The sequence below is a fragment of the Spirillospora sp. NPDC000708 genome, from assembly GCF_040299565.1.
In the GTDB taxonomy this organism is placed as follows: domain Bacteria; phylum Actinomycetota; class Actinomycetes; order Streptosporangiales; family Streptosporangiaceae; genus Spirillospora.
The window spans coordinates 46,189-71,436 of record NZ_JBEPCJ010000032.1 but is presented as its reverse complement, the minus strand read 5'-3'; the positions used below and the strand labels follow the sequence as shown (position 1 = coordinate 71,436).

19 protein-coding genes and 1 tRNA gene are annotated in these 25,248 nt (G+C 71.3%); 6 read left to right on the top strand and 14 right to left on the bottom strand.

Annotation, left to right across the window (positions count from 1 at the left end; genetic code table 11):
- Positions 1-73: 73 nt before the first annotated feature.
- Together ABT299_RS23190 and polA are read right to left on the bottom strand one after the other, a co-directional pair.
- Entirely contained in the window at positions 74-1,219 is a 1,146-nt protein-coding gene (locus ABT299_RS23190; RefSeq protein WP_190862407.1) for a polysaccharide deacetylase family protein, read from the bottom strand.
- A gap of 243 nt (positions 1,220-1,462) precedes the next feature.
- The gene (gene polA, locus ABT299_RS23185) at positions 1,463-4,153 is read right to left on the bottom strand and encodes a DNA polymerase I (protein ID WP_500251962.1); all 2,691 of its coding nucleotides are present in this window, start codon (positions 4,151-4,153) and stop codon (positions 1,463-1,465) included.
- Between the two features lie 108 nt (positions 4,154-4,261).
- On the opposite strand from polA, the gene ABT299_RS23180 reads away from it, so the two are divergent.
- Together ABT299_RS23180 and ABT299_RS23175 are read left to right on the top strand one after the other, a co-directional pair.
- Complete coding sequence (locus ABT299_RS23180) at positions 4,262-4,645, top strand: PaaI family thioesterase (protein ID WP_190862433.1); 384 nt, start codon at positions 4,262-4,264, stop codon at positions 4,643-4,645.
- 290 nt (positions 4,646-4,935) lie between these two features.
- Positions 4,936-5,493: a DUF4352 domain-containing protein gene (locus ABT299_RS23175; RefSeq protein ID WP_500251961.1), complete on the top strand. Its 558-nt coding sequence runs from the start codon at positions 4,936-4,938 to the stop codon at positions 5,491-5,493.
- 42 nt (positions 5,494-5,535) lie between these two features.
- Here ABT299_RS23175 and ABT299_RS23170 read toward each other — a convergent pair whose 3' ends face one another.
- The 6 genes from ABT299_RS23170 to ABT299_RS23145 all read right to left on the bottom strand — a co-directional run bounded on the left by ABT299_RS23170 (position 5,536) and on the right by ABT299_RS23145 (position 11,499).
- Positions 5,536-6,402, bottom strand: a complete 867-nt coding sequence (locus ABT299_RS23170) for an ABC transporter ATP-binding protein (protein ID WP_190862403.1) — start codon at positions 6,400-6,402, stop codon at positions 5,536-5,538.
- The gene (locus ABT299_RS23165) at positions 6,392-7,201 is read right to left on the bottom strand and encodes an ABC transporter ATP-binding protein (RefSeq protein ID WP_190862400.1); all 810 of its coding nucleotides are present in this window, start codon (positions 7,199-7,201) and stop codon (positions 6,392-6,394) included. The genes ABT299_RS23170 and ABT299_RS23165 overlap by 11 nt, the downstream gene beginning before the upstream one ends.
- Positions 7,198-8,355: a branched-chain amino acid ABC transporter permease gene (locus ABT299_RS23160; RefSeq protein WP_190862398.1), complete on the bottom strand. Its 1,158-nt coding sequence runs from the start codon at positions 8,353-8,355 to the stop codon at positions 7,198-7,200. Before ABT299_RS23160 ends, ABT299_RS23165 begins: the two co-directional genes overlap by 4 nt.
- A complete protein-coding gene (locus ABT299_RS23155; RefSeq protein WP_190862396.1) occupies positions 8,352-9,320 on the bottom strand; it encodes a branched-chain amino acid ABC transporter permease in 969 nt (322 codons plus the stop codon). The genes ABT299_RS23160 and ABT299_RS23155 overlap by 4 nt, the downstream gene beginning before the upstream one ends.
- 95 nt (positions 9,321-9,415) lie before the next feature.
- On the bottom strand, positions 9,416-10,567 hold the full coding sequence (locus ABT299_RS23150) for a branched-chain amino acid ABC transporter substrate-binding protein (protein ID WP_500251969.1): 1,152 nt from the start codon (positions 10,565-10,567) through the stop codon (positions 9,416-9,418).
- Positions 10,568-10,869: 302 nt separating this feature from the next.
- Positions 10,870-11,499, bottom strand: coding sequence for an ANTAR domain-containing response regulator (locus ABT299_RS23145; protein ID WP_347256922.1), 630 nt, complete (start codon positions 11,497-11,499; stop codon positions 10,870-10,872).
- 96 nt (positions 11,500-11,595) lie between these two features.
- On the opposite strand from ABT299_RS23145, the gene ABT299_RS23140 reads away from it, so the two are divergent.
- Positions 11,596-11,668, top strand: a tRNA-Leu gene (locus ABT299_RS23140).
- Positions 11,669-12,009: 341 nt separating this feature from the next.
- Entirely contained in the window at positions 12,010-12,789 is a 780-nt protein-coding gene (locus ABT299_RS23135) for a helix-turn-helix domain-containing protein (protein ID WP_500251960.1), read from the top strand.
- 116 nt (positions 12,790-12,905) lie between these two features.
- On the opposite strand, the gene pyk is transcribed toward ABT299_RS23135, so the two are convergent.
- Positions 12,906-14,324 carry a pyruvate kinase gene (pyk, locus tag ABT299_RS23130; RefSeq protein ID WP_190862392.1) on the bottom strand — a complete coding sequence of 473 codons (1,419 nt, stop codon included), beginning with the start codon at positions 14,322-14,324 and terminating at the stop codon, positions 12,906-12,908.
- A 107-nt stretch (positions 14,325-14,431) separates the two neighbouring features.
- A complete protein-coding gene (locus ABT299_RS23125) occupies positions 14,432-14,986 on the bottom strand; it encodes a type 1 glutamine amidotransferase domain-containing protein (protein ID WP_190862390.1) in 555 nt (184 codons plus the stop codon).
- A gap of 65 nt (positions 14,987-15,051) precedes the next feature.
- Between ABT299_RS23125 and ABT299_RS23120 the strand changes: the two genes are divergently transcribed.
- Positions 15,052-15,759, top strand: a complete 708-nt coding sequence (locus ABT299_RS23120; protein ID WP_190862388.1) for a DUF6597 domain-containing transcriptional factor — start codon at positions 15,052-15,054, stop codon at positions 15,757-15,759.
- 60 nt (positions 15,760-15,819) lie between these two features.
- Here ABT299_RS23120 and ABT299_RS23115 read toward each other — a convergent pair whose 3' ends face one another.
- On the bottom strand, positions 15,820-16,680 hold the full coding sequence (locus tag ABT299_RS23115; RefSeq protein ID WP_500251959.1) for a hypothetical protein: 861 nt from the start codon (positions 16,678-16,680) through the stop codon (positions 15,820-15,822).
- A 195-nt stretch (positions 16,681-16,875) separates the two neighbouring features.
- On the opposite strand from ABT299_RS23115, the gene ABT299_RS23110 reads away from it, so the two are divergent.
- Complete coding sequence (locus ABT299_RS23110; RefSeq protein ID WP_500251958.1) at positions 16,876-18,309, top strand: pyridoxal phosphate-dependent decarboxylase family protein; 1,434 nt, start codon at positions 16,876-16,878, stop codon at positions 18,307-18,309.
- Between the two features lie 35 nt (positions 18,310-18,344).
- On the opposite strand, the gene ABT299_RS23105 is transcribed toward ABT299_RS23110, so the two are convergent.
- The 3 genes from ABT299_RS23105 to gltB all read right to left on the bottom strand — a co-directional run bounded on the left by ABT299_RS23105 (position 18,345) and on the right by gltB (position 25,031).
- Positions 18,345-18,920 (bottom strand): GNAT family N-acetyltransferase, encoded by a 576-nt coding sequence (locus ABT299_RS23105; RefSeq protein ID WP_387030063.1) that lies wholly within the window; start codon positions 18,918-18,920, stop codon positions 18,345-18,347.
- A gap of 73 nt (positions 18,921-18,993) precedes the next feature.
- Positions 18,994-20,457, bottom strand: a complete 1,464-nt coding sequence (locus ABT299_RS23100; RefSeq protein WP_190862379.1) for a glutamate synthase subunit beta — start codon at positions 20,455-20,457, stop codon at positions 18,994-18,996.
- Between the two features lie 17 nt (positions 20,458-20,474).
- The gene (gltB, locus tag ABT299_RS23095) at positions 20,475-25,031 is read right to left on the bottom strand and encodes a glutamate synthase large subunit (RefSeq protein WP_190862377.1); all 4,557 of its coding nucleotides are present in this window, start codon (positions 25,029-25,031) and stop codon (positions 20,475-20,477) included.
- Positions 25,032-25,248 lie beyond the last annotated feature (217 nt).

Here is a 25,248-nt window from a genome sequence, read left to right as displayed (position 1 = left end):
ACAGCGCAGCGATCAGAATATGGGACGCGGCGCGCCTGGTCAATCCGGTGCGTACGCCGCCCGCCCGCGCGCATCAGTAGACCCGCGCCCAGGCCCGGTACGGCTTGCCCAGCCGGTCCTCGAGCATATTGGGAAACGTCACCGTGTTCGGGTCACCGTCAGATGTGTACCGCTCATCGGGGTGCTTGTCCAGATAGTCGAGCCAGGCCGTCGAGCAGAACTGCTTGCAGTCGTCCTCTTTGATCTTGCCCTCGGACCGCACCCGGTCGATCGCCCACCGGTCGAACTTCGCGTCGAACGGCGACACCGACGGCCGCCACCCCGCCAGGAAGATCCCCTGGAAGGCGTACGAGCCGTCCTTCTTCTCCGCCCACGCCGTCTTGTGCGGGGCGACCCCGAACGGGTAGGCGAACGTCGTCGTGTGCGTCCCCGTCATCTTGACGATCTCGTCCTCCATGCCGCCGATCTCCTTGTACACCTGGTCCTTGGACAGGTGCGACAGGTCGGGGTGCGACAGGGTGTGGTTGGCGATCTCGTACCCGTGCTGGGTGAGCCACTTCAGGCCCGCGGCGGCCTGCACGCCGCTCATCCCGAACAGGTCCTTGTTCAGGTAGAACGTCGCCGTCGGGCGGAACCCCGGGTTCTCCCGCGCCACCTGCTCGATGACGCCGACCGCCGTGTCGGGATTCGGGTTGCCCTGCGGGTCCAGCCCGAAGTGCCCGGGCGTGCTGTCGTCGAAGGTGAGCACGACCGGGTGCTTGCCGGCCGGGACGTCGATCCGCCCGCTGACGAACTGCGCCGCGGTGATCGGCACGTAGCCGTCCTTGGCGAGCCGCGTCAGCTCGTCGTGCAGCTCCTTGGTCGAGCGGTCCAGCGACTGCTCCGGCTTGACCATGATCCGGTGGTACATCAGCACCGGGATCTGGCCCAGCTCGTCGGCCTTCGCCTGCACCGCCGCGGGCGTCGCGGCCGCGAGCCGGACGGGCTCCGCCGCCGCCGCGCTCGCCGACGCGCTCGGGGACGCCGCCGCACCGGGCGGCGGGGGCCCGGACGGCTTGGCCGCCTCGGCCGGCCGGCCGTCGCGCGCGGCCCGCTCGGTCGCCCCGGCCTGCGCCGCCGCGGCGTCCTCATCGCGCCCGCGCCGCTCCCCTGGCAACGTCAGCCCCAGGATCACGGCGCAGACGACCACAACTCCAGCGATCTTGTGAAGGAGAGGCACGTTTCCCCCGCCGGTAGACCCGAACAGGACCAGGGGGACAGCGTACGACCCCCCGGACATCAACGGACACCGACCGGCGTACCCGAATGATCTCCACAGACCACTCCAGTGCCGCCCCGCATCGCACCAAGCGCGAAACCCCCTGGTAAACCCGGATACCCCGCCCGCAGGACCCCGGGAGCGGGCATGAAAAAATGCCCCGCGCCCAAACGGACGCGGGGCACCCGGACCGGGCGGAACCGGCTAGTGCGCTGCTTCTTGCCAGGTGCGGCCGGTGCCCATGGAGACGCTCAGGGGCGCGCGGAGGGCGTAGGCCCCGGCCATCTGGTCGCTGACGAGGGACTTGAGGTCGTCGAGCTCGCCCGGGGCGACCTCGAACACCAGCTCGTCGTGGACCTGCAGCAGCATCCGGGAGGTCAGGCCCGCCTCGCGCAGGGCGCGGTCGACGTTCAGGCTCGCGACCTTGATGATGTCGGCGGCCGAGCCCTGGATGGGCGCGTTCAGCGCCATCCGCTCGGCCATCTCGCGGCGCTGCCGGTTGTCGGAGTTGAGGTCGGGCAGGTAGCGGCGGCGGCCGAGGATGGTCTCGGTGTAGCCGTCCTGGCGGGCCTTGGCGACGATGTCGCGCAGGTAGTCGCGGACGCCGCCGAACTGCTGGAAGTACTCCTCCATCAGGCCGCGCGCCTCGTCCGGGGAGATCCGCAGCTGCTGCGACAGCCCGTACGCCGACAGCCCGTACGCCAGGCCGTAGTTCATCGCCTTGATGCGGGCGCGCAGCTCGGAGTCGATCTGCTCGGGCGGCAGCCCGAACACGCGGGACGCGGTGATGGTGTGGAAGTCGGCGCCGGTCCCGAACGCCTCCAGCAGCGCCTCGTCCTCCGACAGGTGCGCCATGATCCGCAGCTCGATCTGGGAGTAGTCGGCGGTCAGCAGCGACTCGAACCCGCCGCCGACGACGAACGCCTCCCGGATCTGCCGGCCCTCGGCGGTGCGGATCGGGATGTTCTGCAGGTTCGGGTCGGTGGACGACAGCCGCCCGGTCGCGGCGATCATCTGGTTGAACGTGGTGTGGATGCGGCCCGCGTCGTCGGCCATCGGGATGAGCGAGTCGACGATGCTCTTCAGCTTGGCGACCTCGCGCCAGCGCAGGATGTGCTCCAGGACCGGGTGGCCGTCCTTCTCCAGCAGCGTGGTGAGGGCCTCGGAGTCGGTGGTGTAGCCGGTCTTGGTCCGCTTGGTCTTCGGCAGGTTCAGCTCGTCGAACAGCACCTGCTGCACCTGCTTGGGCGAGCCGAGGTTGAACTCGTGCCCGACGGCGGCGTGGGCCTGCTGCTCCTGCTCCTTCACCTGGCCGCCGAGCGACGCCGACAGGCCGGCGAGGTGGTCGGCGTCCACGGCGATGCCCGCGCGCTCCATGTCGGCCAGCACCCGGACGAGCGGCAGCTCCACCTCGTGCAGCAGCCGCGTCGCGCCGCGCTTGTCGAGGTCGCGGTCGAGGACGTCGGCCAGCTCGGTGACGGCGCGCGCGCGGACGGCGAGGGCCTCGGCGGCCTCCTCCTCGCCCGACCCGTCCAGGGTCAGCTGCCCGGAGTCCTCGGTCTCGCTGCGCAGCTCCCGGTGCAGGTAGCGCAGGACGAGGTCGGCGAGGTCGAACGTGCGCTGCCCCGGCAGCGCCAGGTAGGCGGCCAGCGCGGTGTCGCTGGTGACGCCGTCGAGGCGCATGCCGCGCGCGGCGAGCGCCAGCATCGGGCCCTTCGCCTCGTGGATCGCCTTGGGGCGGGACGGGTCGGAGAGGAACGCGGCCAGCGCGCGCTCGTCGTCCTCGATCAGCTCCGCCGGGTCGAGGTGGACGGCGGGCCCGTCCTTGGACGCCAGCGCGAGCGCGGTGACCTCGCCGGTGCCGCGCCCCCAGGAGCCGGTGACGGCGAGGCCGAGCCGGGTGCCGCCGTTGGCGTCCAGCCAGGCGCCGAGCGCGCCCGGCTCCAGCGCGTCGACCTGCACCTCGAAGCCCTCGTCGGCCTCCGGCTCGGCCGCGGACAGCGAGGAGTACAGCCGCTCGCGCAGCACCCGGAACTGCAGCGAGTCGAACAGGGTGTGGATCTCGTCGCGGTCCCACTGCCCCATCGTCAGCTGCGGCGGCGTCAGCTCCAGCCCCACGTTGGTGTCGAGCTTGTTGATCTGCTGGTTGCGCAGCACCCCGGCCAGGTGCTCGCGCAGGTTGTCGCCGGCCTTGCCCTTGATCTCGTCGACCTTGGCGACGAGGGTGTCGAGGTCGCCGTACTTGGTCAGCCACTTCGCGGCGGTCTTCGGGCCGACGCCGGGCACGCCCGGCAGGTTGTCGCTGCTCTCCCCGACCAGCGCGGCCAGCTCCCGGTACCGCTCGGGCGGCACCCCGTACTTGGCCTCGACCGCGGCCGGGTCCATCCGGGCCAGCTCCGACACGCCCTTGACCGGGTACAGGATCGTGACGTGCTCGTTGACGAGCTGGAACGCGTCGCGGTCGCCGGTGACGACGAGGGTGTCCAGCCCGGCCTCGGTGGCCTGCACCGACAGCGTGGCGATGATGTCGTCGGCCTCGAACCCCGCGACCGACATCCGCGGGATGCGCAGCGCGTCCAGCACCTCGAAGATCAGGCTGACCTGGCTGCGGAACTCGTCGGGCGTCTTCTGCCGCCCCGCCTTGTACTCCACGTACTGCTCGTGCCGGAAGGTCGGCTCGCTGCGGTCGAACGCCACCGCGATGTGGGTGGGCTGCTCGTCGCGCAGGACGTTGATGAGCATCGAGGTGAAGCCGTACACCGCGTTCGTCGGCTGCCCGTCCGTGGTGGAGAAGTTCTCCACCGGCAGCGCGAAGAACGCGCGGTAGGCCAGGGAATGCCCGTCGAGCAGGAGGAGCCGGTCACGCTTGTCAGGGGTCGCTGGTTCGTTCGCCACACCAGGACTCTAGTCTGCGCGTACGACAGTTTTGTGGAGGCGTAAGTGAGCGACACCGACGGCCTGAGCCGGGACGACCTGGCCGCGAAGATCCTTTCCGGTGAGGGGATGGAGTCCCGCGGCGACCTGGCCAAGGCGATGGGCGTGGAGTACCTGGAGGTGTCCGCCGAACGGGTCGTCGGCCGCATGCCGGTCAAGGGCAACACCCAGCCGTACGGGCTGCTGCACGGCGGCGCGTCCTGCGTGCTCGCCGAGACCCTCGGGTCCGCCGGGTCGGCGATGCACGCCGGACCGGGCCGCATCGCCGTCGGCATCGAGATCAACGCCACCCACCACCGGTCCGCGACGGACGGCTACGTCACGGGCGTCGCCACCCGCGCCCACGGCGGCCGGACGCTCGCCACCTACGACATCGTCATCACCGACGAGCAGGACCGCCGGGTGTGCACCGCCCGCCTCACCTGCATGCTCCGCGACGCCCCCGCCTCCTGACCCCGGCGGGGCCGCGCCGGGGCGCGGACCTCGGCGGACGCCGCGCCGCCCCGCGTCCGATCCGCGGCTTTCTTTGCGATCGACCGGCCGGGGTCTGTAGCGTGGATCGGAACGGCCTGGGATCACCGAGTAGACAACGCACGCGCCCGCGAGGGCCGTACGGCCCCAAAGGTGATCCCAGGCCCGGTACATCTCCGGGACGCCCCCACGGCACGGCGCAGATCACGGGACGGTCCCAGGACACCCCATGATCTGGCGGGCGCCCGAGACGCCGCCCTACCGTGCGGATCATGCGGCCCTTACCGGCAGGACGCCCGCGCGCCGCCGCGGCCCTCCTGCTCCTCGCCCCGCTCCTCCCGCTGGCGTCCGCCTGCGGCGGCCACGGCGACGCCCACTACCGCGTCCCCGCCCGCGCCGTCCGCGACGACGAGAGCCCCCTCCCCTACCGCGAGGCCACCGACGGGCGGATCGCGTTCGCCGCGATCGGCCTCAGCTCCGGCCTCACCACCATCACCGGCAGCCACGCCGACCTGCCGTCGCGGCTCGGCGGCTTCGCCCGCGTCCGCATGATCGCTGAGAACCGCTACGCCACCTTCCACAAGATCGACCTCGACCGGCAGCTGCTCGTCACCTCGCGCGGCGCCTACCCGCCCGACGTGAACGCGATGCGGGTCAAGCGCCAGCCCACCGACATCGAACTCGGCTCCCACGACCGCATCGAGTTCGACCTGATGTACGACATCCCCAAGGACGCGCGGATCCGGGCGCTGCGGCTCTACTCCTCCCCCACCGACGACCTCGGCGTCCCGCTACAGCACGACCCCGGAGCGGAACTGCCGTTGCGGTGAACGGCGGCCCCGCCCCGGGGTCGTGTCAGACCTCCGGGCCCTCTACTTGCCGTCGGGCGCCTCCGCACCGTCCGGCTCCCCGGCCGCGGGCGCCCCGCCGGCCTTCGCCTCGCCGGACCCCGACCCGGCCCCGGGCTCGCCCGGCGCGGCCTTGCCCAGCGCGACCGCACCGTCCTCGCCCGCCGCCTCAGCGGGAGCCCCGCCGACGTCGCCGCCCAGATACGCCGCCCGCACCTGCGGGTCGTCCAGCAGCTCCGCCGCCGGCGCCGACCGCACGATCCGGCCCGTCTCCAGCACGTACGCGCGATCCGCCAGCCGCAGCGCCTGCTGCGCGTTCTGCTCCACCAGCAGGATCGTCGTCCCGCGCCGGTTGATCTCCTCGATGATCGAGAAGATCTGCTGCACCAGCATCGGCGCCAGCCCCATCGACGGCTCGTCCAGCAGCAGCACCTTCGGCTTCGACAGCAGCGCCCGGCCGATCGCCAGCATCTGCTGCTCGCCGCCCGACATCGTGCCCGCCGCCTGCGAACGCCGCTCCGCCAGCCGCGGGAACAGCTCGTACGCCTCCGCCAGCTCCTTGGAATGGTCGTCCTTGCGGGCGTACGCGCCCATCAGCAGGTTCTCGTGCACCGACATGCCCGGGAAGATCCCCCGGCCCTCCGGCGCCTGCCCGATGCCCGCCAGCACCCGCTTGTGCCCCGGCATCGACCCGATGTCGGCGCCGTCGAAGAACACCGACCCCGACGAGCAGGACCGCAGCCCCGAGATCGTCTTCAGCGTGGTGGTCTTCCCCGCGCCGTTCCCGCCGATCAGCGAGACGATCTCACCCTCGTCCACCTGCAGCGACACGCCCTTGAGCGCCTCGATCTTGCCGTAGTGGACGTGCACGTCCCTCAGTTCAAGAAGCATCGGCCGGAGCCCCCAGGTACGCCTCGATCACCTTCGGGTCGTTCTGCACCTCGGCAGGCAGCCCGTCGGCGATCTTCTGTCCGAAGTCCAGCACCGCGACGCGGTCGCTGATCCCCATCACCAGGCCCATGTCGTGCTCGATCAGCAGCACCGTCCGGCCGTTGTCGCGGATCTTGCGGATCAGCTCCATCAGCGCGTTCTTCTCCGCCGGGTTCATCCCGGCGGCCGGCTCGTCCAGCAGCAGCAGCTTCGGGTCCGTCGCCAGCGCCCGCGCGATCTCCAGCCGCCGCTGGTCGCCGTACGGCAGGTTCTTCGCCATGTCGTGCGTGCGGTGCGACACCCCGACGAAGTCCAGCAGCTCCCGCGCCAGCGCCTTGCCCTCGCGCTCGGCCCGCCGGTGCCGGGGCAGCCCGAACGTCACGCTGATCAGCCCGGCGTTGTGGTGCGCGTCCGCGCCCACCTGCACGTTCTGCTCCGCCGTCATGTTCGGGAACAGCCGGATGTTCTGGAACGTCCGCGCGACGCCGCGCTTGGTGACCTGGTACCGCTTCAGGCCGTTCAGCCGGCCGCCCGCGAACCTGATCTCGCCCGACGTCGGCCGGTACACCCCGGTCACCGTGTTGAACACCGTCGTCTTGCCCGCGCCGTTCGGCCCGATCAGCGCGAAGATCTCGCCCTCGCGCACCGCCAGGTCGACCGCGTTCAGCGCGACGACGCCGCCGAAGCGCATCGTCACCTGCGACAGCTCGAGCAGTGCGCCGCCGGTCTTGCCGCCCGCGGCGCCGGACACCTCGCTCATCTGCTCCCCACCTCGGCCTCCGAACCGGACGCGGTGTCGATCTCCGCGCCCAAATGGCCCATCCCTCCGCCGCCCTCGGCCATCTCGGCCTTGCGCTGTCTCGACGGGATCAGCCCCTCCGGACGGAAGATCATCATCGCCACGAGGATCGCGCCGAACGCCAGGTCGCGGTAGTCGGCCAGGCCGCGGAACCGCTCCGGCAGCCACGCCACCAGGAACGCCCCCACGATCACGCCCGGGATGTTGCCCGCGCCGCCCAGCACCACCGCGGCCAGGATCGTCGCCGACAGCAGGAACGGGAAGTTCGCCGGCGCGACGTAGCTCGTCTTCGCCGCGAACACCACGCCCGCCGCCCCGCCGATCGCCGCGCCCGTCGCGAACGACAGCAGCTTGAACTTGAACGTCGGCACGCCCATGATCTCGGCCGCGTCCTCGTCCTCCCGGATCGCCGTCCACGACCGCCCGATCCGGCTCGCCTCCAGCCGCTTCGAGAAGATGATCACGACCACGATCACCGCGACCAGCAGGTAGTAGTAGGGCCGCGCGTCCCTGATCTTGTACGTGAACAGGTCCACCCCGGCGAACCACACGCCCTCATGGCTCGGCGGGTGCGGGATGTTGTTGATCCCTCGCGTGCCGCCCAGCCAGTTCGTGTTCTCCGCGACCTTCCGGACGATCTCCCCGAAACCCAGCGTCACGATCGCCAGGTAGTCACCGCGCAACCGCAGCGTCGGAGCGCCCAGGATCACCCCGGACACCGCCGCCAGCACGATCCCGCACGGCAGCAGCGGCCAGAACCCGATCCCGTGCTTCACCGCCATCGTCGCCATCGTGTACGCGCCGATCGCCCAGAACGCCACGTACCCGAGGTCGAGCATCCCGGCGTACCCGATCACCACGTTCAGGCCCAGCGCGAGCAGCACGTAGATCCCGATCGGATAGAACAGGATCGTGGACCACGCCGACTCCGGCGACATCACCGGCGCCAGACCCTCGTACGGCAGGAACAGCGCACCGATGACCAGCAGGACGTAGACCGCCCAGCGCTCCCAGCCCGGTGCCCCGTCCCAGTGCGTGCGGACGGCCTCCAGGGGGCCGGTGAACGCACCGCGCCACCCCGCCGTGTTCGCTGTCTTGTTCGTGTTGTCGCTCATGCGCGCGCCTGCTGGAGGGACTCACCGAGGATGCCGGTGGGACGGAACAGGAGGATGACCACGAGAAGCGTGAACGCGATGACGTCCTTCCACTCGGAGCCGAAGATGGAGCCACCGTAGTTCTCGATGAGCCCCAGCGTGAACCCGCCGACGAGGGCGCCGCGCAGGTTCCCGATGCCGCCGAGCACCGCGGCCGTGAACGCCTTGATGCCGAGGATGAAGCCGATGTTGAACATCGTCTGCTGGTAGAGCAGCGCGAAGAAGAAGCCCGCCGCCCCCGCCATCAGCCCGCCGACCACGAAGGTCACGACGACGACCCGGTCGATGTTCACCCCGAGGAGCACCGCCGTCTCGGGGTCCTGCGCCGTGGCCCGGATGCCGCGGCCGAGCTTGGAGGCGTTCACGAACCGGTCCAGGACGACCATCATCACGATCGCCGCCACGAAGATCAGCAGCTTGTCGTTGCGGACGTCCCCCGAACCGATCGAGAACAGCGTCTCCTTCTTCAGCAGGTCCGGCACGTGGATCGGGTCGCGGCCGCCGCCGTGCCCGAAGAAGTGCGGGATCACGGTCGTCGCGAACAGCTCCTGCAGGAACAGCGACGCGCCGATCGCCGAGATCAGCGCCGCCAGCCGCGACGCCCCCTTGCGGCGCAGCGGCCGGTAGGCGACCAGCTCCAGCAGCAGCGCCGCCCCGCCCGAGGCGACCATCGACGCCACCAGGCACGCCAGCAGCACGCCCACCAGGGCGATGCCGGTGTAGGGGCCGTTGTCGAAGCCGACCACCTGGATCAGGGTCAGCCCGCCGAACGTCCCGATCATGAAGATTTCGGAGTGGGCGAAGTTGATGAGCCGGAGCACGCCGTAGACCATCGTGTAGCCGAGCGCGACCAGCGCGTAGATCGAACCGACGGTCAGCCCGTCGACCGTGTTCGCCCAGAACTGGGATGTGAAGTCGTGGAGCACAGAGGGTTCCTCAAGAAAGAGGGGGCGGGAGCGCTGTGGCGCTCCCGCCCCGCGCCGGAGGACCGGCGTCCGTCCTGCGTCGTGGCGGGCCTAGCTCACTCGGGCTTGACCTTGGCGGCGTCGCCGAGGAACTTCAGCTTCCCGCCGACCACCTGGAACATGTAGATGGTCTTGACCTGGATCTCGCCGTTCGCCTCGAACTTGACCGGCTTCGACACGCCCTGGAAGTTCACCGTCTTGAGGTAGTCGTTGACGTCCTTGGTCGAGGTCTTGCCGGCCTTGAAGGCGCCCAGGATGGCGTTCGCGGCGTCGTAGCCCTCGGCCGAGTACGTGCCCTGGTCCTTGTGGAACGCGGCCTTATAGTCGTTGATGAACTTCGCGACGGCCGGGTTGTCGGCCGTCGGGTTGATCGACTGGCACGCGCACGAGACCAGCGCGCCCTCCGCCTGCTTCGTGCCGGCGCCGTCGACCAGCTTCTGGTCGAGCGCGCCGTCGTCGGAGACGAACTTGGCGGTCACGCCGCCGTCGCGGAGCTGCTTGAGCAGCTTGTCGCCGCCGTTGTAGTACCCGCCGAAGAAGATCGCGTCCGGCTTGGCCGCCTTCACCTTGTTGACGGTGCTGGAGTAGTCGGTCGCCTTCGGGTCGATCTTGTCGCGCTGCGGCGTGACGCCCTGCGCCTGCACCGTCGAGAACACCTTGTCGGCCAGGCCGACGCTGTACTCCTGGTTGTCGTCGATGACGAAGACCTTCTTGGCGGCCAGCGTCTTCACGATGAAGTCGCCGTCGACCTGGCCCTGCGCGTCGTCGTTCGAGATCAGCCGGTGCCAGAACTTCCAGCCGTTCTTGCCGAGCGCGGTGGAGGTGGCCGAGGGGGAGATGTTCGGGATCTCCGCCTCCTCCAGGCTCGGCACCGTGGCCTTGGACTCGCCGGAGAACACCGGGCCGACGACCGCGGTGACGTTGTCGTCGATCGCCTTCTGGACCTGGCCTGGCGCGACGGCCGGGTCGCCCTTGGTGTCGTAGATCTTGAACTTGACCTTCTTCTTCGGGTTCGTGGCGTTGTACTGGTCGATCGCCAGCTTCACCGCGTTGGAGATGTTGATCCCGAGCTCAGGGGAGTTGTCGCCGGTCTGGACACCGATGTAGGCGATCGTCAGATCCTTGCCACCGCCGCTGTCTCCCGAACCGCAGGCGGCGGCGCCCAGCGCCATCGCCGCTCCCAGCGCGATAGCGCCGGTCACCCTCATCCTGTTGCGCCGCAAGGTGCCCAACCTTTCACATCCGGATCCGCACCGGATCGGGTACGAGTCATGCCCCGACGCCGACCGCTCCCGGGAGGAGATATCGGTCACTCGGGGACCAGCTATGTCGTACACCGTGGACCCGACCCAGATCAGCACCCCCGGATCGAAGGGTTATTGGTTCGTTACGCCCCCGTGCCCATCGGTTCCCCCGTTTTGCCAGGCACGATTACGGAGCGTGCCGACCATGGCCGGTCCGGCACGGGCGCATTGGACCTTGACAACGCGCCGGATGACAGGGCAGGCGGTCAGCCCGCGGAGGGCTCGCCCTCGCCGTTCGCGGCACCGCCCGCGGTGCCGGTGGCGCCCGCCACCACGGCCTCCGCCACGGCCCTCATGGTGAGCCTGCGGTCCATCGAGGTCTTCTGGATCCACCGGAACGCCTCGGGCTCGGACCAGCCGTTCGCCTCCTGCAGCAGCCCCTTCGCCCGGTCCACCACCTTGCGGGTCTCCAGCCGCTCCTGCAGCCCCGCGACCTCGGCCTCCAGCGCCCGCAGCTCGGTGTACCGGCTCACCGCCATCTCGATGGCGGGCGCGAGGTCGGTCTTGGCGAACGGCTTGACGAGGTAGGCCATCGCGCCCGCCTCGGTGGCCCGCTGGACGAGCTCGCGCTGGGAGAACGCCGTCAGGATCACCACCGGCGCGATCCGGTCCGCCGAGATCCGCTCCGCCGCCGAGATGCCGTCCAGGACGGGCATCTTCACGTCCAGGATCACCAGATCGGGCTTGAGCTCGCCGGCCAGCCGGACCGCGGTCTCCCCGTCCCCGGCCTCGCCCACGACCTCGTAGCCGTCCTCCTGAAGCATCTCCTTCAGGTCCAGCCGGATCAGGGCCTCGTCTTCCGCGATCACAACTCGCCGAGCGCTCTCCACGCGCACGAGCCTACCGAACCCGCTACCCTGGTCACCGTCACCCCTCCCCCAGGCCGCCTGGGGGTCAATGCCACAGAAAATGTCCAGTTTATCCGGACAAATGCCCCGATAGCCCAATGGCAGAGGCAATGTGCTCAAACCACATCAAGTGTGGGTTCGAATCCCACTCGGGGCACTTCTTCCATAACGGCCAGGTCTGACATCACTCGGCACAATGCGGCGCCTGAGCCCCCGAGGACGCCTACGCGCCTCTTCCAGTTGCCGCTCGGCCGCGACGACTCGCCGACCGTCAGGCCACGGAGCCCCCATGGCGAGCCGCACGGAACGGCGGCGTTAATGCAGGCTTGTGGCGATTTGCACCCGGTGACACTCGGCATCCTTCCGCCCGAAGACTCGATCATGTGCAGGCCCGCTCACACTTGGCAGCACGAACCGCGTCGCGACCCCCGCACTCACCGAGAGCTCACTGTGTGAGGTCGAACCGAAACTGTCGGTGGCGGATGCGACAGTGCCGCCATGCTCGACGAAGAGATCGTCCGACGAGCCTGGGGGCTGAAACAGCAGGGTCTGACAGATCACGCCGTGGCCCGCGCCTGCGGTGTTTCCGTCGGCGCCATCCGCAAGTGGCGCTCCGGGAGCCGGCGTCCCGAACTCCACCCGGACCGCCCAGGAGGCAAGCAGCCCAGAAGCGACTGCCCTCGGTGCTCCGATCGGCCGTTGGACAAGCGGCAATACGCCTACCTGCTAGGTCTTTATCTGGGTGATGGCCATATCGCCCGGCAGGCCAAAGGCGTCTACAAGCTCGAGATCGCCTGTGCTGACGCCTGGCCCGGTCTCATCGACGCCGCCGCCGAGGCGGTGGGCTCCGTATTGCCCGGCTCCCGCGTCGGACGCCGCCAGAGGACCGGCTGCACCATGGTCGGTTCGTACTCCAAGCACTGGCCGTGCCTGTTCCCCCAGCATGGGCCTGGGCGCAAGCACGAGAGGAAGATCGAACTCGCCGGGTGGCAGCGAGAGATCACGGATCAACGCACCGAGGAGTTCGTCCGGGGGCTGATCCACTCGGACGGTTGCCGGAGCATGAACCGGGTGCGGAGGCCGCTCCAGGACGGGGATCGGTGGTACGAGTATCCGCGCTACACCTTTACGAACGTCTCGGTGGACATCCAGCGGCTCTTCACCGACGCGCTCGATCGGTTCGGGATCGCGTGGACGCAGATGAACGCGAAGAACGTCTCCGTGGCGAAGCGGGAGGCGGTGGCTCGGCTGGACGGGTTCGTGGGGGCCAAGTATTGATGGTTGACGTGGTGGCCGGAGCGTCGTGCAAATGAGACCCGGCGGTGATCAACGCCTGGGGCGGCGCGCGGCCGGCCGGGCCGGCCCTTGCGGGTCGGCGGCCGGTCGGCGCCGGGTCAGTGGCCCTCGCCGATGTTGAGGACCTGGAGGGCGTTGGTGGAGCCGGGGGTGCCGGGGGGCGAGCCGGCGACGACGACGACCTTGTCGCCCTTCTGGCAGCGGCCGAGTTCGAGGAGGGCCTGCTCGACCTGGCGGAACATGGCGTCGGTGTGGTCGACCTGGGGGACGATGAAGGTCTCGACGCCCCAGACGTGCGCGAGCCGTCCCCGGACGGCCGGGACCGAGGTGAAGGCGAGCAGCGGGATCGGGGAGCGGTAGCGGGACAGGCGGCGGGCGGTCTCGCCGGACATGGTGAAGGCGGCGAGGGCCTCGGCGCCGACGATCGCGCCGACCTCGGCGGCGGCGCGGGCGATGGCGCCGCCGACGGTCTCGGGCATGCGCTGCAGGGTGTGGGTGGCGTGCAGGGTGGCCTGCTCGGCGGTCTCCACGATGCGGCTCATGGTGCGGACGGACTCGATCGGGTACTGGCCGACGCTGGTCTCGCCGGAGAGCATGACGGCGTCGGCGCCCTCGAAGACGGCGTTGGCGACGTCGGAGGTCTCGGCGCGGGTGGGGCGCGGCGCGGAGATCATGGATTCGAGCATCTGGGTGGCGACGATGACGGGGCGGGCCTTCTCGCGGCAGAGTTCGATGGCGCGCTTCTGGACCATCGGGACCTGTTCGAGGGGGAGCTCGACGCCGAGGTCGCCGCGGGCGACCATGATGCCGTCGAAGGCGGCGACGATCTCGGGGAGGAGTTCGACGGCCTGCGGCTTCTCGATCTTGCCGATGAGGGGGACGCGGACGCCCTCCTCTTCCATGATCTGGTAGCAGATGTCGGCGTCGGCGGGGGTGCGGACGAAGGAGAGGGCGACGAGGTCGACGCCGAGGCGCAGGGCCCAGCGCAGGTCGGTCTCGTCCTTCTCGGTGAGGGCGGGGACGCTGACGGGGACGCCGGGCAGGTTGAGGCCCTTGTTGTCGGAGACCATGCCGCCGACCGTGACGGTGGTGCGGACGCGGGGGCCGTCGACGGCGGTGACCTCGAGGGCGACGCGGCCGTCGTCGATGAGGACGGTGTCGCCGGGGCCGACGTCGCCGGGCAGGCCCTGGTAGGTGGTGGAGACCTCGCGGCGGGTGCCCGGGACGTCCTCGGTGGTGATGGTGAACTCGTCGCCGAGCGTGAGGCGGACGGGGCCGTCCGGGAACCGTCCGATGCGGATCTTGGGGCCCTGGAGGTCCGCCAGGATGCCGACGCCGCGTCCGGTGGCCTCGGCGGCCGCTCTGATCCGGTGGTAGACCTCTTCGTGGACGGCGTGCTCGCCGTGGCTCATGTTGAGCCGGGCGACGTCGATGCCGGCTTCGACGAGGGCGTGGATCTGCTCCGTGCTGGAGCAGGCGGGACCGATGGTGCTGACTATCTTCGCTCGACGGGTCACGTCACAACCGTACTTAGTTACCCGTTGGTACGGATATTCGTGCAGGATGCGGTCGCCCAAGGTTCACCGAATGGTCTAGGTCAGAGGTCTAGACCATGGCCGCCCGGTCACCGTCCGAAGGCGTCGACGGCGGCCTGGCAGAAGGCCTTGAGATCGCCGGGCTTGCGGCTGCTGACGAGCACGTTGGGGCCGGCCTCGCAGACCTCGACCTCCTCGTCGACCCATGTCGCGCCGGCGTTGCGCAGGTCCGTCTGGAGGCTGGGCCAGGACGTCATGGTGCGGCCCCGGACGACGTCGGCCTCGATGAGCGTCCACGGCCCGTGGCAGATGACGGCGACGGGCTTGCCGGCGTCGAAGAACGACTTGGCGAACGCGACGGCCTTGGGCTGGGTGCGGAGGAAGTCGGGGTTGGCGACGCCGCCGGGCAGCAGGAGGCCGTCGAACTCGGTGTGGTCGGAGACGTCCACGGTGGTGTCGACGGGGAAGGTGTCGGCCTTGTCGAGGTGGTCGAAGGCCTGGAGGCGGCCGGACTGGGTGGAGACGAGGCGCGGGGTGGCGCCGGCCTGCTCGACGGCCTTCCACGGTTCGGTGAGCTCGACCTGCTCGGTGCCTTCGGGGGCGCAGAGGAAGGCGATGGTCTTGCCCTGGAGATCGGACGGCATGTTCTGTTCCTCCCATTCGGTTCTTCGCGTCCTCTGCCCGGGGAGGCGGGTGGTATGCAGGGGTGATGAATCCCACGGGCTATCGCGAGGTCCCCGAGCGCGGGGCGGGGCTGGTCTGCTCGTGGACGGCCGCGCTGCCGGCGGGTGCGGAGCCGTTCGTGCAGCGGGTGGTGCCGGACGGGTGCGTGGACGTGATCTGGTCGGCGGACGGGATCCAGGTGGCGGGCCCGGACACGGGTCCGATGCCGGCGGCGCTGCGTCCGGGGGCGGAGATGGTGGCGGTGCGGTTCGGGCCGGGGGCGGCGCCGCCGGTGCTGGGAGTGCCGGCGGACGCGCTGCGGGACGGGCGTGGGCCGCTGCGGGACCTGTGGGGCGGGGCGGCGGACGAACTGGCGGACGCGGTGGCCGGGGCCGGGTCGCGGGAGGCGCGGCGTGCCGTGCTGGTGGCGGGCGTGCGGGCGCGGGCGGCGCTGGCGGGGCCGGTGGATCCGCTGGTCCCGGTGGTGGTGGCGGGGCTCGCCGGCGGGTCGGTGCGCGAGGTGGCGGACGCGGTGGGGCTGGGTGAGCGGCAGTTGCGGCGGCGTTCGCTGGCGGCGTTCGGGTACGGGCCGAAGACGCTGCAGCGGGTGCTGCGGTTCCAGCGGGCGCTGGGGTTGGCGCGCTCGGGGATGGCGCTGGCGGACGTGGCGCAGGCGGCGGGGTATGCCGATCAGCCGCATCTCGCGAACGAGGTGCGGGCGCTGGCGGGGGCGCCCGTCCGGGTCCTGTTGTGAGGCGGACGCCGCCGGGTGGGTGGGGAGGGCGTCCGCCGAGGCCGGGCCGCGGGGCGGGGGTCAGGGTTTGAGGCGGCCGTAGGCGCGCAGGGTTTTGAGCCGTTCGACGGTGACGTGTCCGCGCCATTCGGGGCGGGTGGCGGGGGTCCAGATGAGGAAGCGGACGTCCCAGCCGCCGTCCTCGTCCTGGGCGTCGATGAGGGCGTCGAGCGCGGCCTCGATGGCGGTGTCGCCGAGGAGGCGGTGCCCGTATCCGCCGGGTGCGGGGGCGAAGTCGAGGGGGTCTTGGTGGTCGCTGCGGGCGCGGTCGGCGAAGGTGTCGCGCAGGCGGGTGAAGGCGGCTTCGGCGCGGGCGCGGTCGGGCACGTGGTCGAGGAAGGCGAGCAGGGCGAGGACGTCGTAGGGGCCGGGGTCGGCGGGCGGGTCGTCGAGGTGGCGCCAGCAGAAGGCGGTGGCGGTGTCGAGCCAGGGGTGGCGTGATCGGGCGCGGTGGAGCCGGCCGGCGAGGGCGGCGGTGGGGTTGATCGCGGCGGGCGGGTCGTCGGGGGTCTGCCACCAGGGCGCGTGGGGGGCGTCGTGGACGGCGGGCAGGACGAAGGGCACTCCCCCGTCCGGGGTGGTGATGGCGGCGAGGTGGGCGGCGATGCGGTCGACGGCGGGGTGGTCGTCGGCGCCGGCCTCGTGGAGGACGTCGAGGGCGTGCTGGGTGGCGGCGGGCTGGCTCGCCTCGCCGCGCAGGTCGGGTTCGAGGGCGTGGCCGTAGCCGCCGCCGGGGTTCTCGTAGGCGGCGAGCGCGGCGAGGAGGGGTGCGGCGGGGGCGCCGTGGAAGTGCAGGTCGAAGCGGCGGCGGTCGATCACGCGGGCGTTGCGCCGCATGAACTCCCGGGCGCGGGCGAGGTCGGTGGCGTTGAGCGTTCTCATGGGGCCTCACCGTAGGGCGGTGGGGTGAGGCCGGTCTTGGAGGAATCGGACGCGGTGGGCCCGGCCGCCCCAGCGGTGGGCGACCGGGCCCCTGGTGTCCCGCGCGGGGATGGGGCGGGACGGTAGCGGACCCGTACGTTCCCCACAAGCGGATGACGGTGATCCGTCGGGCGGTTCGTGTGGTCTGCTGGTGCCATGAGCGATCCTCTGGACGAACATGACAGGGCGGCCGCCGCGCTGGGTCCGGTCGTGGAGGCGGCGGGGCCGTACCTGGACGGGCTGGCGGAGCGCCCGGTGCACGACCGGGCGATGGACGTCCTGCTGGACGAGTTGGACGGGCCGCTGCCGGAGCGGGGCGAGGGGGCGCCGGCGGCGGTCGGGCGGTTGGTGCGGGTGGGGACGGCGGCGGCGACGCACTCGTCCGGTCCGCGGTTCTTCCATTTCGTGGTGGGCGGGTCGACGCCGGCGGCGATGGCGGGCGACTGGACGGCGTCGCTGCTGGACCAGGCGGCGGGGCTGTGGCTGACGTCGCCGCTGGCGGCGCGGGCGGAGACGGTGGTGCTGCGCTGGCTGAAGGAGCTGTTCGGGCTGCCGGCGTCGTTCGGCGGGGTGCTGACGCCGAGCGCGACGCTGGCGCACGTGACGGGGCTGGCGTGCGCGCGGCAGTGGTGGGCGGGCCGGCACGGGGTGGACGCGGCGTCGCAGGGGCTGGCGGGGCTGCCGGCGATGCCGGTGTTCAGCAGCGGGCTGGTGCACGTCAGCACGCGCAAGGCGCTGCAGATCCTCGGTTGCGGGCGGGACACGCTGCGGGTGTTCGCGCGCGACGACGCGGGCCGGGTGGATCTGGCGGCGATGGACGCGGCGCTGGCGGAGGCGGGCGGCCGGGCGGTGATCGTGGCGAACCTCGGGGAGGTGAACACGGGGGACTCCGATCCGGTCGCGGACCTGGCGGACCTGGCGGAGCGGCACGGGGCGTGGCTGCACGTGGACGGGGCGTTCGGGATGTTCGCGGCGCTGTCGCCGCGGACGGCGGGCCTGGCGCGGGGCGTGGAGCGGGCGGACTCGGTGACGGTGGACGGGCACAAGTGGCTGAACGTGCCGTACGAGAGCGGGTTCTCGTTCGTCCGCGATCCGTCGGTGCTGAGCCGGGCGTTCGGGGCGTGGGGCGCGGCGTACCTGCCGGAGGATGACGGCGACCGGATCAACTACAACATGCTGGGGCCGGAGTCGTCGCGGCGGGCGCGGTCGCTGCCGATCTGGGCGACGCTGCGGGCGTACGGGCGGGACGGGTACCGGGCGATGGTGGAGCGGCATCTGGACCTGGCCGCGCATCTGGGGTCGCTGGTGGAGGCGGCACCGGATCTGGAGCTGCTGGCGCCCGTGCGGCTGTGCGTGGTGTGCTTCCGGTACCGTCCGGCGGGCGTTCCCGAGGAGCGGCTGGACGAGTTGAACGCGCGGCTCGGCGAGGCGCTGCTCGCGGACGGCCGCGTCTATGCGGGCACGAGCCGGTACCGGGGGATGACGGTGTTCCGGCCGGCGCTGTTGAACTGGCGGACCACGAGCGCGGACGTGGAGCTCCTGGTGGAGGTGCTGCGGGAGCTGGCGGTGCCGCTGGCGGACTGGACGTGACCGCCGCTCCGACGGTCGTCGGCCGGTCCGCCGGGTCAGCGGGCGCCGGGCCAGGGGCCCGGCGGGGTGTGGTCGAAGGTGCCGGTGGCCACGGTGACGTCGTAGACGCGGAAGCCGCGGGCCTGGTAGTTCTTCAGCGCGGCGGGGTGGTCGTTGGAGCTGGTGGTGAGCCGGACGCGGCGGGTGGGCTCGCGGTCGTCCCAGCGGGTGGCGAGGTCCCAAGCGCGCGCGGCGGCGACGCTGAGCAGGTGGCCGCCGATGCCCTGGCCGGTGAAGGCGGGCAGCAGCCCGAAGCAGGTGATCTCGACGAGGCCGCCCGGCTGCGGGTCGAGCTCGGCGTAGCCGGCGGGGGTGCCGCGGACGTGCGCGACCCAGGTCTCCACGCCGGGGCGCGACAGCCAGTTGAGCCACTGGTCGTAGGTCCAGGCGAGCCGGTCCGTCCAGTAGTGGCCGCCGCCGACCGCGGTGTACAGGTAGCGGCTCAGCTCGGGGCTGGGCACTTCGGCGCGGGCGATGGCGACGGGGACGTCCGGCACCCGGGCGGGCCGCAGTTCGGCGGGGCCGAGCTGCTCCAGGTGCCAGTCGGTGACCTCGATCTGCCGGGTCGGCATGGGAACCCCCGTACGCGCGACGCCGCCGCGCCTCCGGCGGACACCGGAGGCGCGGCGGGCGAATGTTCGCGGATCAGGCTATCGGTCGCGCGGTGGGCGGAATCGGGTAGGGCAGGGCGGTGTGGCCGGTGAGGAACCGGTCCACGCCGTGCGCGGCGGCGCGTCCCTCGGCGATCGCCCAGACGATCAGGGACTGGCCGCGGCCCATGTCGCCGGCCGCGTACACCCCGTCCACCGAGGTCCGGTAGTCGCGGTCGCGGACGACGTTGCCGCGCTGGTCCAGCTCGACGCCGAGCTGGTCCAGCAGGCCCTCGCGCTGCGGGCCGAGGAAGCCCATCGCGAGGGTGACGAGCTGCGCCGGGATCTCCCGCTCGGTGCCCTCGACCGGCTTGAAGCCGGTGTCGGGGCCGCCGACCTCGACGATCCGCAGCGCCCGCACGTTGCCGTCCTCGTCGCCGACGAACTCGGTGGTGGACACCGCGTACAGCCGGTCGCCGCCCAGGCCGGCGAGCTCCTCGTGGGCGCTCTCCATCTTGAACAGCATCGGGTACGTCGGCCACGGCTGGGCGCCGGTGCGCTCCTCCGGCGGCCGCGGCATGATCTCCAGCTGGGTGACCGAGGCGGCGCCCTGCCGGATCGCGGTGCCGATGCAGTCGGCGCCGGTGTCGCCGCCGCCGATCACGACGACGTGCTTGCCCGCGGCGTCGATCGGGGACTTGTCGAAGTCGCCCTCCTGCACCTTGTTGGACGGCGGGAGGTACTCCATCGCCTGGTGGACGCCCTTGAGCTCCCGCCCGGGGATGGGCAGGTCGCGCCAGACGGTGGCGCCGCCCGCGAGGACGACGGCGTCGTGGCGCTCGCGCAGCTCGGCGGCGGTGATGTCGACGCCGACGTTCACCGAGGTCTTGAAGGAGGTGCCCTCGGCGCGCATCTGGGCGAGGCGCCGGTCGAGGTGCCGCTTCTCCATCTTGAACTCGGGGATGCCGTAGCGCAGCAGGCCGCCGATCCGGTCGGCGCGCTCGTACACGGTGACGTCGTGCCCGGCGCGGGTGAGCTGCTGGGCGGCGGCGAGCCCGGACGGGCCGGAGCCGACCACGGCGACCTTCTTGCCGGTCTTCACCGCGGGCGGCTGCGGCCGCACCCAGCCCTCGGCGAACGCCCGGTCGATGATCTCGACCTCGACCCGCTTGATGGCGACCGGGTCCTGGTTGATGCCGAGGACGCAGGCGCTCTCGCACGGGGCGGGGCACAGCCTCCCGGTGAACTCCGGGAAGTTGTTGGTGGCGTGGAGCCGCTCGATCGCCTCGTGCCAGTCCTTGCGGTAGACGAGGTCGTTCCACTCGGGGATGAGGTTGCCGAGCGGGCAGCCCTGGTGGCAGAACGGGATGCCGCAGTCCATGCAGCGGCTGGCCTGCTTCTCCAGCCGGTCGTTGCCGAAGCTCTCGTAGACCTCCGACCAGCTCCTGATCCGGACGTCCACCGGGCGGCGCTTCGGGAGCTCCCGCGGGACGGTCAGGAAACCCTTCGGGTCAGCCATGTGGGAATCCCCCTCTCTCAGCCCTGGGCCGCGGCCATGACGGCCTCGTCGACGTCGCGTCCCTGCGCCTCGGCCTCGGCCATCGCCTCCAGGACGCGCCGGTAGTCGCGCGGCATGATCTTGGTGAAGCGGGTCGCGGCGGCGTTCCAGTCCGCGAGCAGCCGCTCGGCGACCGCCGAGCCGGTCTCGGCGAGGTGCCGTTCGACCAGGCCCTTGACGAACGCCTCGTCGCCCTCGTCCAGGGGTTCCAGGTCGACCATCTCGCGGTTGACGCGGTCGGCCACCAGGTCCAGAACGTAGGCGATGCCGCCGGACATTCCGGCCGCGATGTTGCGTCCGGTGCGGCCGAGGATGACGGCGCGGCCGCCGGTCATGTACTCGCAGGCGTGGTCGCCGACGCCCTCGACGACGGCGGTGGCGCCGGAGTTGCGGACGCAGAACCGCTCCCCGACGACGCCGCGGGCGAACAGCTCGCCCGAGGTGGCGCCGTACAGGATCACGTTGCCGCCGATGATCTGCTCCTCGGCGGCGAACGCGGCGTCCGCCGGGGGACGCAGCGTGAGCCGCCCGCCGGACAGGCCCTTGCCGACGTAGTCGTTGGCGTCGCCGACCAGCCGCAGCGTGATGCCGCGCGGGACGAACGCGCCGAACGAGTTGCCGGCGGAGCCGGTGAAGGTGACGTCGACGGTGCCGTCGGGCAGGCCCGCGCCGCCCCACTTCTTGGTCACCTCGTGGCCGAGCATGGTGCCGACCGTCCGGTTGACGTTGCGGATCGGCAGGTCGAGGGTGACCTTGTCGCCGTACGCGAGGGCGCCCTCGGCGAGCTGGATGAGGGTGTTGTCGAGCGCCTTCTCCAGCCCGTGGTCCTGCGCGGCGACGCGGCGCGGCGCGTCCCCGTACGGGGTCTCGGGGGCGTGCAGCACCGGCGCGAGGTCCAGCCCGGACGCCTTCCAGTGCTCGATGGCCTCCCGGGTGTCGATCATGTCGACGTGCCCGATCGCCTCGTCCAGCGTCCGGAACCCGAGGGCGGCGAGGTACTCGCGGACCTCCTCGGCGATGAACTCGAAGAAGTTCACCACGAACTCCGGCTTGCCGGAGAACCGCTCGCGCAGCACCGGGTTCTGGGTGGCGACGCCGACCGGGCAGGTGTCGAGGTGGCAGACCCGCATCATGATGCAGCCCGACACCACGAGCGGCGCGGTCGCGAAGCCGTACTCCTCGGCGCCGAGGAGCGCGGCGATGACGACGTCCCGGCCGGTCTTCATCTGCCCGTCGGTCTGCACGACGATGCGGTCGCGCAGGCCGTTCAGCATCAGCGTCTGCTGGGTCTCGGCGAGGCCGAGCTCCCAGGGCGCGCCGGCGTGCTTCAGCGACGTCAGCGGGGACGCGCCGGTGCCGCCGTCGTGCCCGGAGATCAGCACCACGTCGGCGTGCGCCTTGGACACCCCGGCCGCGACCGTGCCGACCCCGACCTCGGCGACGAGCTTGACGTGCACGCGGGCCGCCGGGTTGGCGTTCTTCAGGTCGTGGATGAGCTGGGCGAGGTCCTCGATCGAGTAGATGTCGTGGTGCGGCGGCGGCGAGATGAGGCCGACGCCGGGCGTGGAGTGCCGGGTCTTGGCGATCCACGGGTACACCTTGTGGCCGGGCAGCTGCCCGCCCTCGCCGGGCTTGGCGCCCTGCGCCATCTTGATCTGGATGTCGTCGGCGTTGGTGAGGTACTCCGACGTCACGCCGAACCGGCCGGACGCGACCTGCTTGATCGCGCTGCGGCGCAGGTCGCCGTTGGCGTCCGGGGTGAACCGGACCGGGTCCTCGCCGCCCTCGCCGGTGTTGGACTTGCCGCCGAGCCGGTTCATCGCGATCGCGAGGGTCTCGTGCGCCTCCGCGGAGATGGAGCCGTACGACATCGCGCCGGTGGAGAACCGCTTGACGATCTCCGATACCGGTTCGACCTCCTCGATCGGCACCGGCGGCCGCGCGCCCTCCTTGAGCTTGAACAGCCCGCGCAGGGTCATCAGCTTCTGCGACTGCGAGTCGACCTTGGAGGTGTACTCCTTGAAGATCTCGTAGCGGCGGGTGCGGGTGGCGTGCTGCAGCTTGAACACCGTGTCCGGGTTGAACAGGTGCGGCTCGCCCTCGCGGCGCCACTGGTACTCGCCGCCGATCTCCAGCGTGCGGTGCGCGGCCTCGTTCCCGCCCGGCGGGTAGGCGCGGGCGTGCCGCTCGGCGACCTCGCGGGCCAGCACGTCGAAGCCGACGCCGCCGAGCCGGGAGGTGGTGCCGGTGAAGCAGCGGGACACGACCCGCTCGCCGAGCCCGATCGCCTCGAAGATCTGCGCGCCGGTGTAGGACGCGACCGTGGACACGCCCATCTTCGACATGATCTTCAGGACGCCCTTGCCGTACGCCTTCACGAGGTTGCGCACGGCCTTGCCGGCCTCGACGCCGGGCAGGCCGCCGCCGCGGATCATGTCCTCGACGGTCTCGATCGCCAGGTACGGGTTGATCGCGGACGCGCCGTACCCGATGAGCAGCGCCATGTGGTGGCACTCGCGGGCCTCGCCGGTCTCGATCACCAGGCCGACCTTGGTGCGGGTCTTCTCCCGGATCAGGTGGTGGTGGACGGAGCCGGTGAGCAGCAGCGCCGGGATCGCGGCGCGGGCCGAGTCGGCGCCGCGGTCCGACAGCACGATGATCCGCGCGCCGGCCTCGATGGCCCGGCTCACCTCGGAGTTGATCTCCTCGAGGCGGGTCTCCAGGGCCTCGCCGCCGCCGGCGACCTCGTACAGGCCGTGCACGACGTGGGCCTGCAGGTGCGGCAGGGACCCCTCGTCGTCGATGTGGATGATCTTGGAGAGCTCGTCGTTGTCCAGGATCGGGGTGGGCAGCACGAGCCGCCGGCACGAGTCCGGGCCGGGCTCCAGGAGGTTGCCCTCCGGGCCGAGCGTGGACTGCAGCGAGGTGACGAGCTCCTCGCGGATGGCGTCCAGCGGCGGGTTCGTGACCTGCGCGAACAGCTGCTTGAAGTAGTCGAACAGCAGCCGCGGGCGCTCCGACAGCACCGCGATCGGGGTGTCGGTGCCCATCGACCCGATCGGCTCGGCGCCGGTCCGCGCCATCGGGCCGAGGATGATCCGCTGCTCCTCCAGGGTGTACCCGAAGGTCTGCTGCCGCTTGACGAGGGTGTCGTGCGTCGGGATCTCCCGCTCGCGCTGCGGCAGCTCCTCGAACCGGACCAGGCCCTCGTGCAGCCACTGCGCGTACGGGTGCTCGGCGGCCAGCTCCGCCTTGACCTCGTCGTCCTCGACGATCCGCCCGGCCTCGGTGTCGACCAGGAAGATCTTGCCGGGCTGCAGGCGGCCCTTGCGGACCACCTTGTCGGCCGGGATGTCGAGCACGCCGGCCTCGCTGGCCAGCACGACCAGGCCGTCGTCGGTCACCCAGTAGCGGCCGGGGCGCAGCCCGTTGCGGTCCAGCACCGCGCCGACGACGGTGCCGTCGGTGAAGCTGACGCTGGCGGGGCCGTCCCACGCCTCCATCAGGGTGGAGTGGAACTCGTAGAACGCGCGGCGCTCGGCGTCCATCTCCGCGTGGTTCTCCCACGCCTCAGGGATCATCATCAGCACCGCGTGCGGCAGCGACCGGCCGCCGAGGTGCAGCAGCTCCAGGCACTCGTCGAACGAGGCCGTGTCGGACGCCTCGATGTCGATCACCGGGAAGATCCGGGAGATGTCGCCGGGGATCAGGTCGGACTTCAGCAGCGCCTCGCGGGCCCGCATCCAGTTCCGGTTGCCCCGGACGGTGTTGATCTCGCCGTTGTGCGCGATGAACCGGTACGGGTGCGCCAGCTCCCACGCCGGGAACGTGTTGGTCGAGAACCGCGAGTGCACCAGCGCGATCGCGCTGCTGAACCGGCGGTCCGACAGGTCGGGGAAGAACGGCTCCAGCTGCGGGGTCGTCAGCATCCCCTTGTAGACGATCGTCCGGCTGGACAGGCTCGGGAAGTACACCCGGACGTCCTGCTCGGCGCGCTCGCGCATGCAGAACACGGCGCGGTCCAGCTCCAGGCCGGTCTTGCCCGCGTGCGGGCCGCCGGCGGCGGGCGCGACGAACAGCTGCGCGAAGTGCGGCATGACCCGGCGGGCGGCCGGGCCGGTGAACGCGGGGTCGTGCGGGAGCTCGCGCCAGCCGAGCACCGTCAGGTGCTCCTCGGCGCACAGCGTCTCGATGTGCGCGACCGCGGCGGCGCGCTCCTCGGCGTCCGCGGGGAGGAACGCGATGCCGGCCGCGTAGGCGCCGGCCTCGGGCAGCGCGAAGCCGCACTCCTCGCGGAAGAACGCGTCCGGGATCTGGACGAGGATGCCGACGCCGTCGCCGTCGTCCGGCTCCGCGCCCACGGCCCCGCGATGGTCCAGGTTCTTCAGGACGGTCAGGGCGTTCTGGACGATGTCGTGGCTCTTGCGGCCGTGCAGGTCGGCCACCATGCCGACGCCGCAGGCGTCGTGCTCGTTCGCCGGGTCGTAGAGCCCCTGGGGTCCGGGGCGGCCCGGTGTGAGGGCAGCAGCAGCCATCAACCCTCCCGTCGTCGTCGGTGTGTCACTGCTTCGTGTCAGTGCAGTCCGGGACGACGTTGGCCCTGCTGCGGTGAGATGACATTACATCACTGCCGGGATCATGCCCGACTGGACCAGATCGCGAAACTTCTCCGGGGCGATCGGCTGCGCGTCATCTCCGAGTGGTTTAGACCAGGCTACCGGGTCGTGAAAGTTGCATAACGCCCTGACCTGG

What these genes read in the sequence shown, in the direction of transcription:
- ABT299_RS23180 (WP_190862433.1), top strand. Translation starts at nt 4,262, where the DNA reads ATGGAGTCCCGCGGCGACCTGGCCAAGGCGATGGGCGTGGAGTACCTG.
- ABT299_RS23120 (WP_190862388.1), top strand. Translation starts at nt 15,052, where the DNA reads ATGAATCCCACGGGCTATCGCGAGGTCCCCGAGCGCGGGGCGGGGCTG.
- ABT299_RS23170 (WP_190862403.1), bottom strand. Translation starts at nt 6,402, where the DNA reads ATGCTTCTTGAACTGAGGGACGTGCACGTCCACTACGGCAAGATCGAG.
- ABT299_RS23110 (WP_500251958.1), top strand. Translation starts at nt 16,876, where the DNA reads ATGAGCGATCCTCTGGACGAACATGACAGGGCGGCCGCCGCGCTGGGT.
- ABT299_RS23105 (WP_387030063.1), bottom strand. Translation starts at nt 18,920, where the DNA reads ATGCCGACCCGGCAGATCGAGGTCACCGACTGGCACCTGGAGCAGCTC.
- ABT299_RS23115 (WP_500251959.1), bottom strand. Translation starts at nt 16,680, where the DNA reads ATGAGAACGCTCAACGCCACCGACCTCGCCCGCGCCCGGGAGTTCATG.
- ABT299_RS23135 (WP_500251960.1), top strand. Translation starts at nt 12,010, where the DNA reads ATGCTCGACGAAGAGATCGTCCGACGAGCCTGGGGGCTGAAACAGCAG.
- ABT299_RS23160 (WP_190862398.1), bottom strand. Translation starts at nt 8,355, where the DNA reads ATGAGCGACAACACGAACAAGACAGCGAACACGGCGGGGTGGCGCGGT.
- ABT299_RS23175 (WP_500251961.1), top strand. Translation starts at nt 4,936, where the DNA reads ATGCGGCCCTTACCGGCAGGACGCCCGCGCGCCGCCGCGGCCCTCCTG.
- ABT299_RS23165 (WP_190862400.1), bottom strand. Translation starts at nt 7,201, where the DNA reads ATGAGCGAGGTGTCCGGCGCCGCGGGCGGCAAGACCGGCGGCGCACTG.
- ABT299_RS23150 (WP_500251969.1), bottom strand. Translation starts at nt 10,567, where the DNA reads ATGAGGGTGACCGGCGCTATCGCGCTGGGAGCGGCGATGGCGCTGGGC.
- ABT299_RS23125 (WP_190862390.1), bottom strand. Translation starts at nt 14,986, where the DNA reads ATGCCGTCCGATCTCCAGGGCAAGACCATCGCCTTCCTCTGCGCCCCC.
- gltB (WP_190862377.1), bottom strand. Translation starts at nt 25,031, where the DNA reads ATGGCTGCTGCTGCCCTCACACCGGGCCGCCCCGGACCCCAGGGGCTC.
- ABT299_RS23100 (WP_190862379.1), bottom strand. Translation starts at nt 20,457, where the DNA reads ATGGCTGACCCGAAGGGTTTCCTGACCGTCCCGCGGGAGCTCCCGAAG.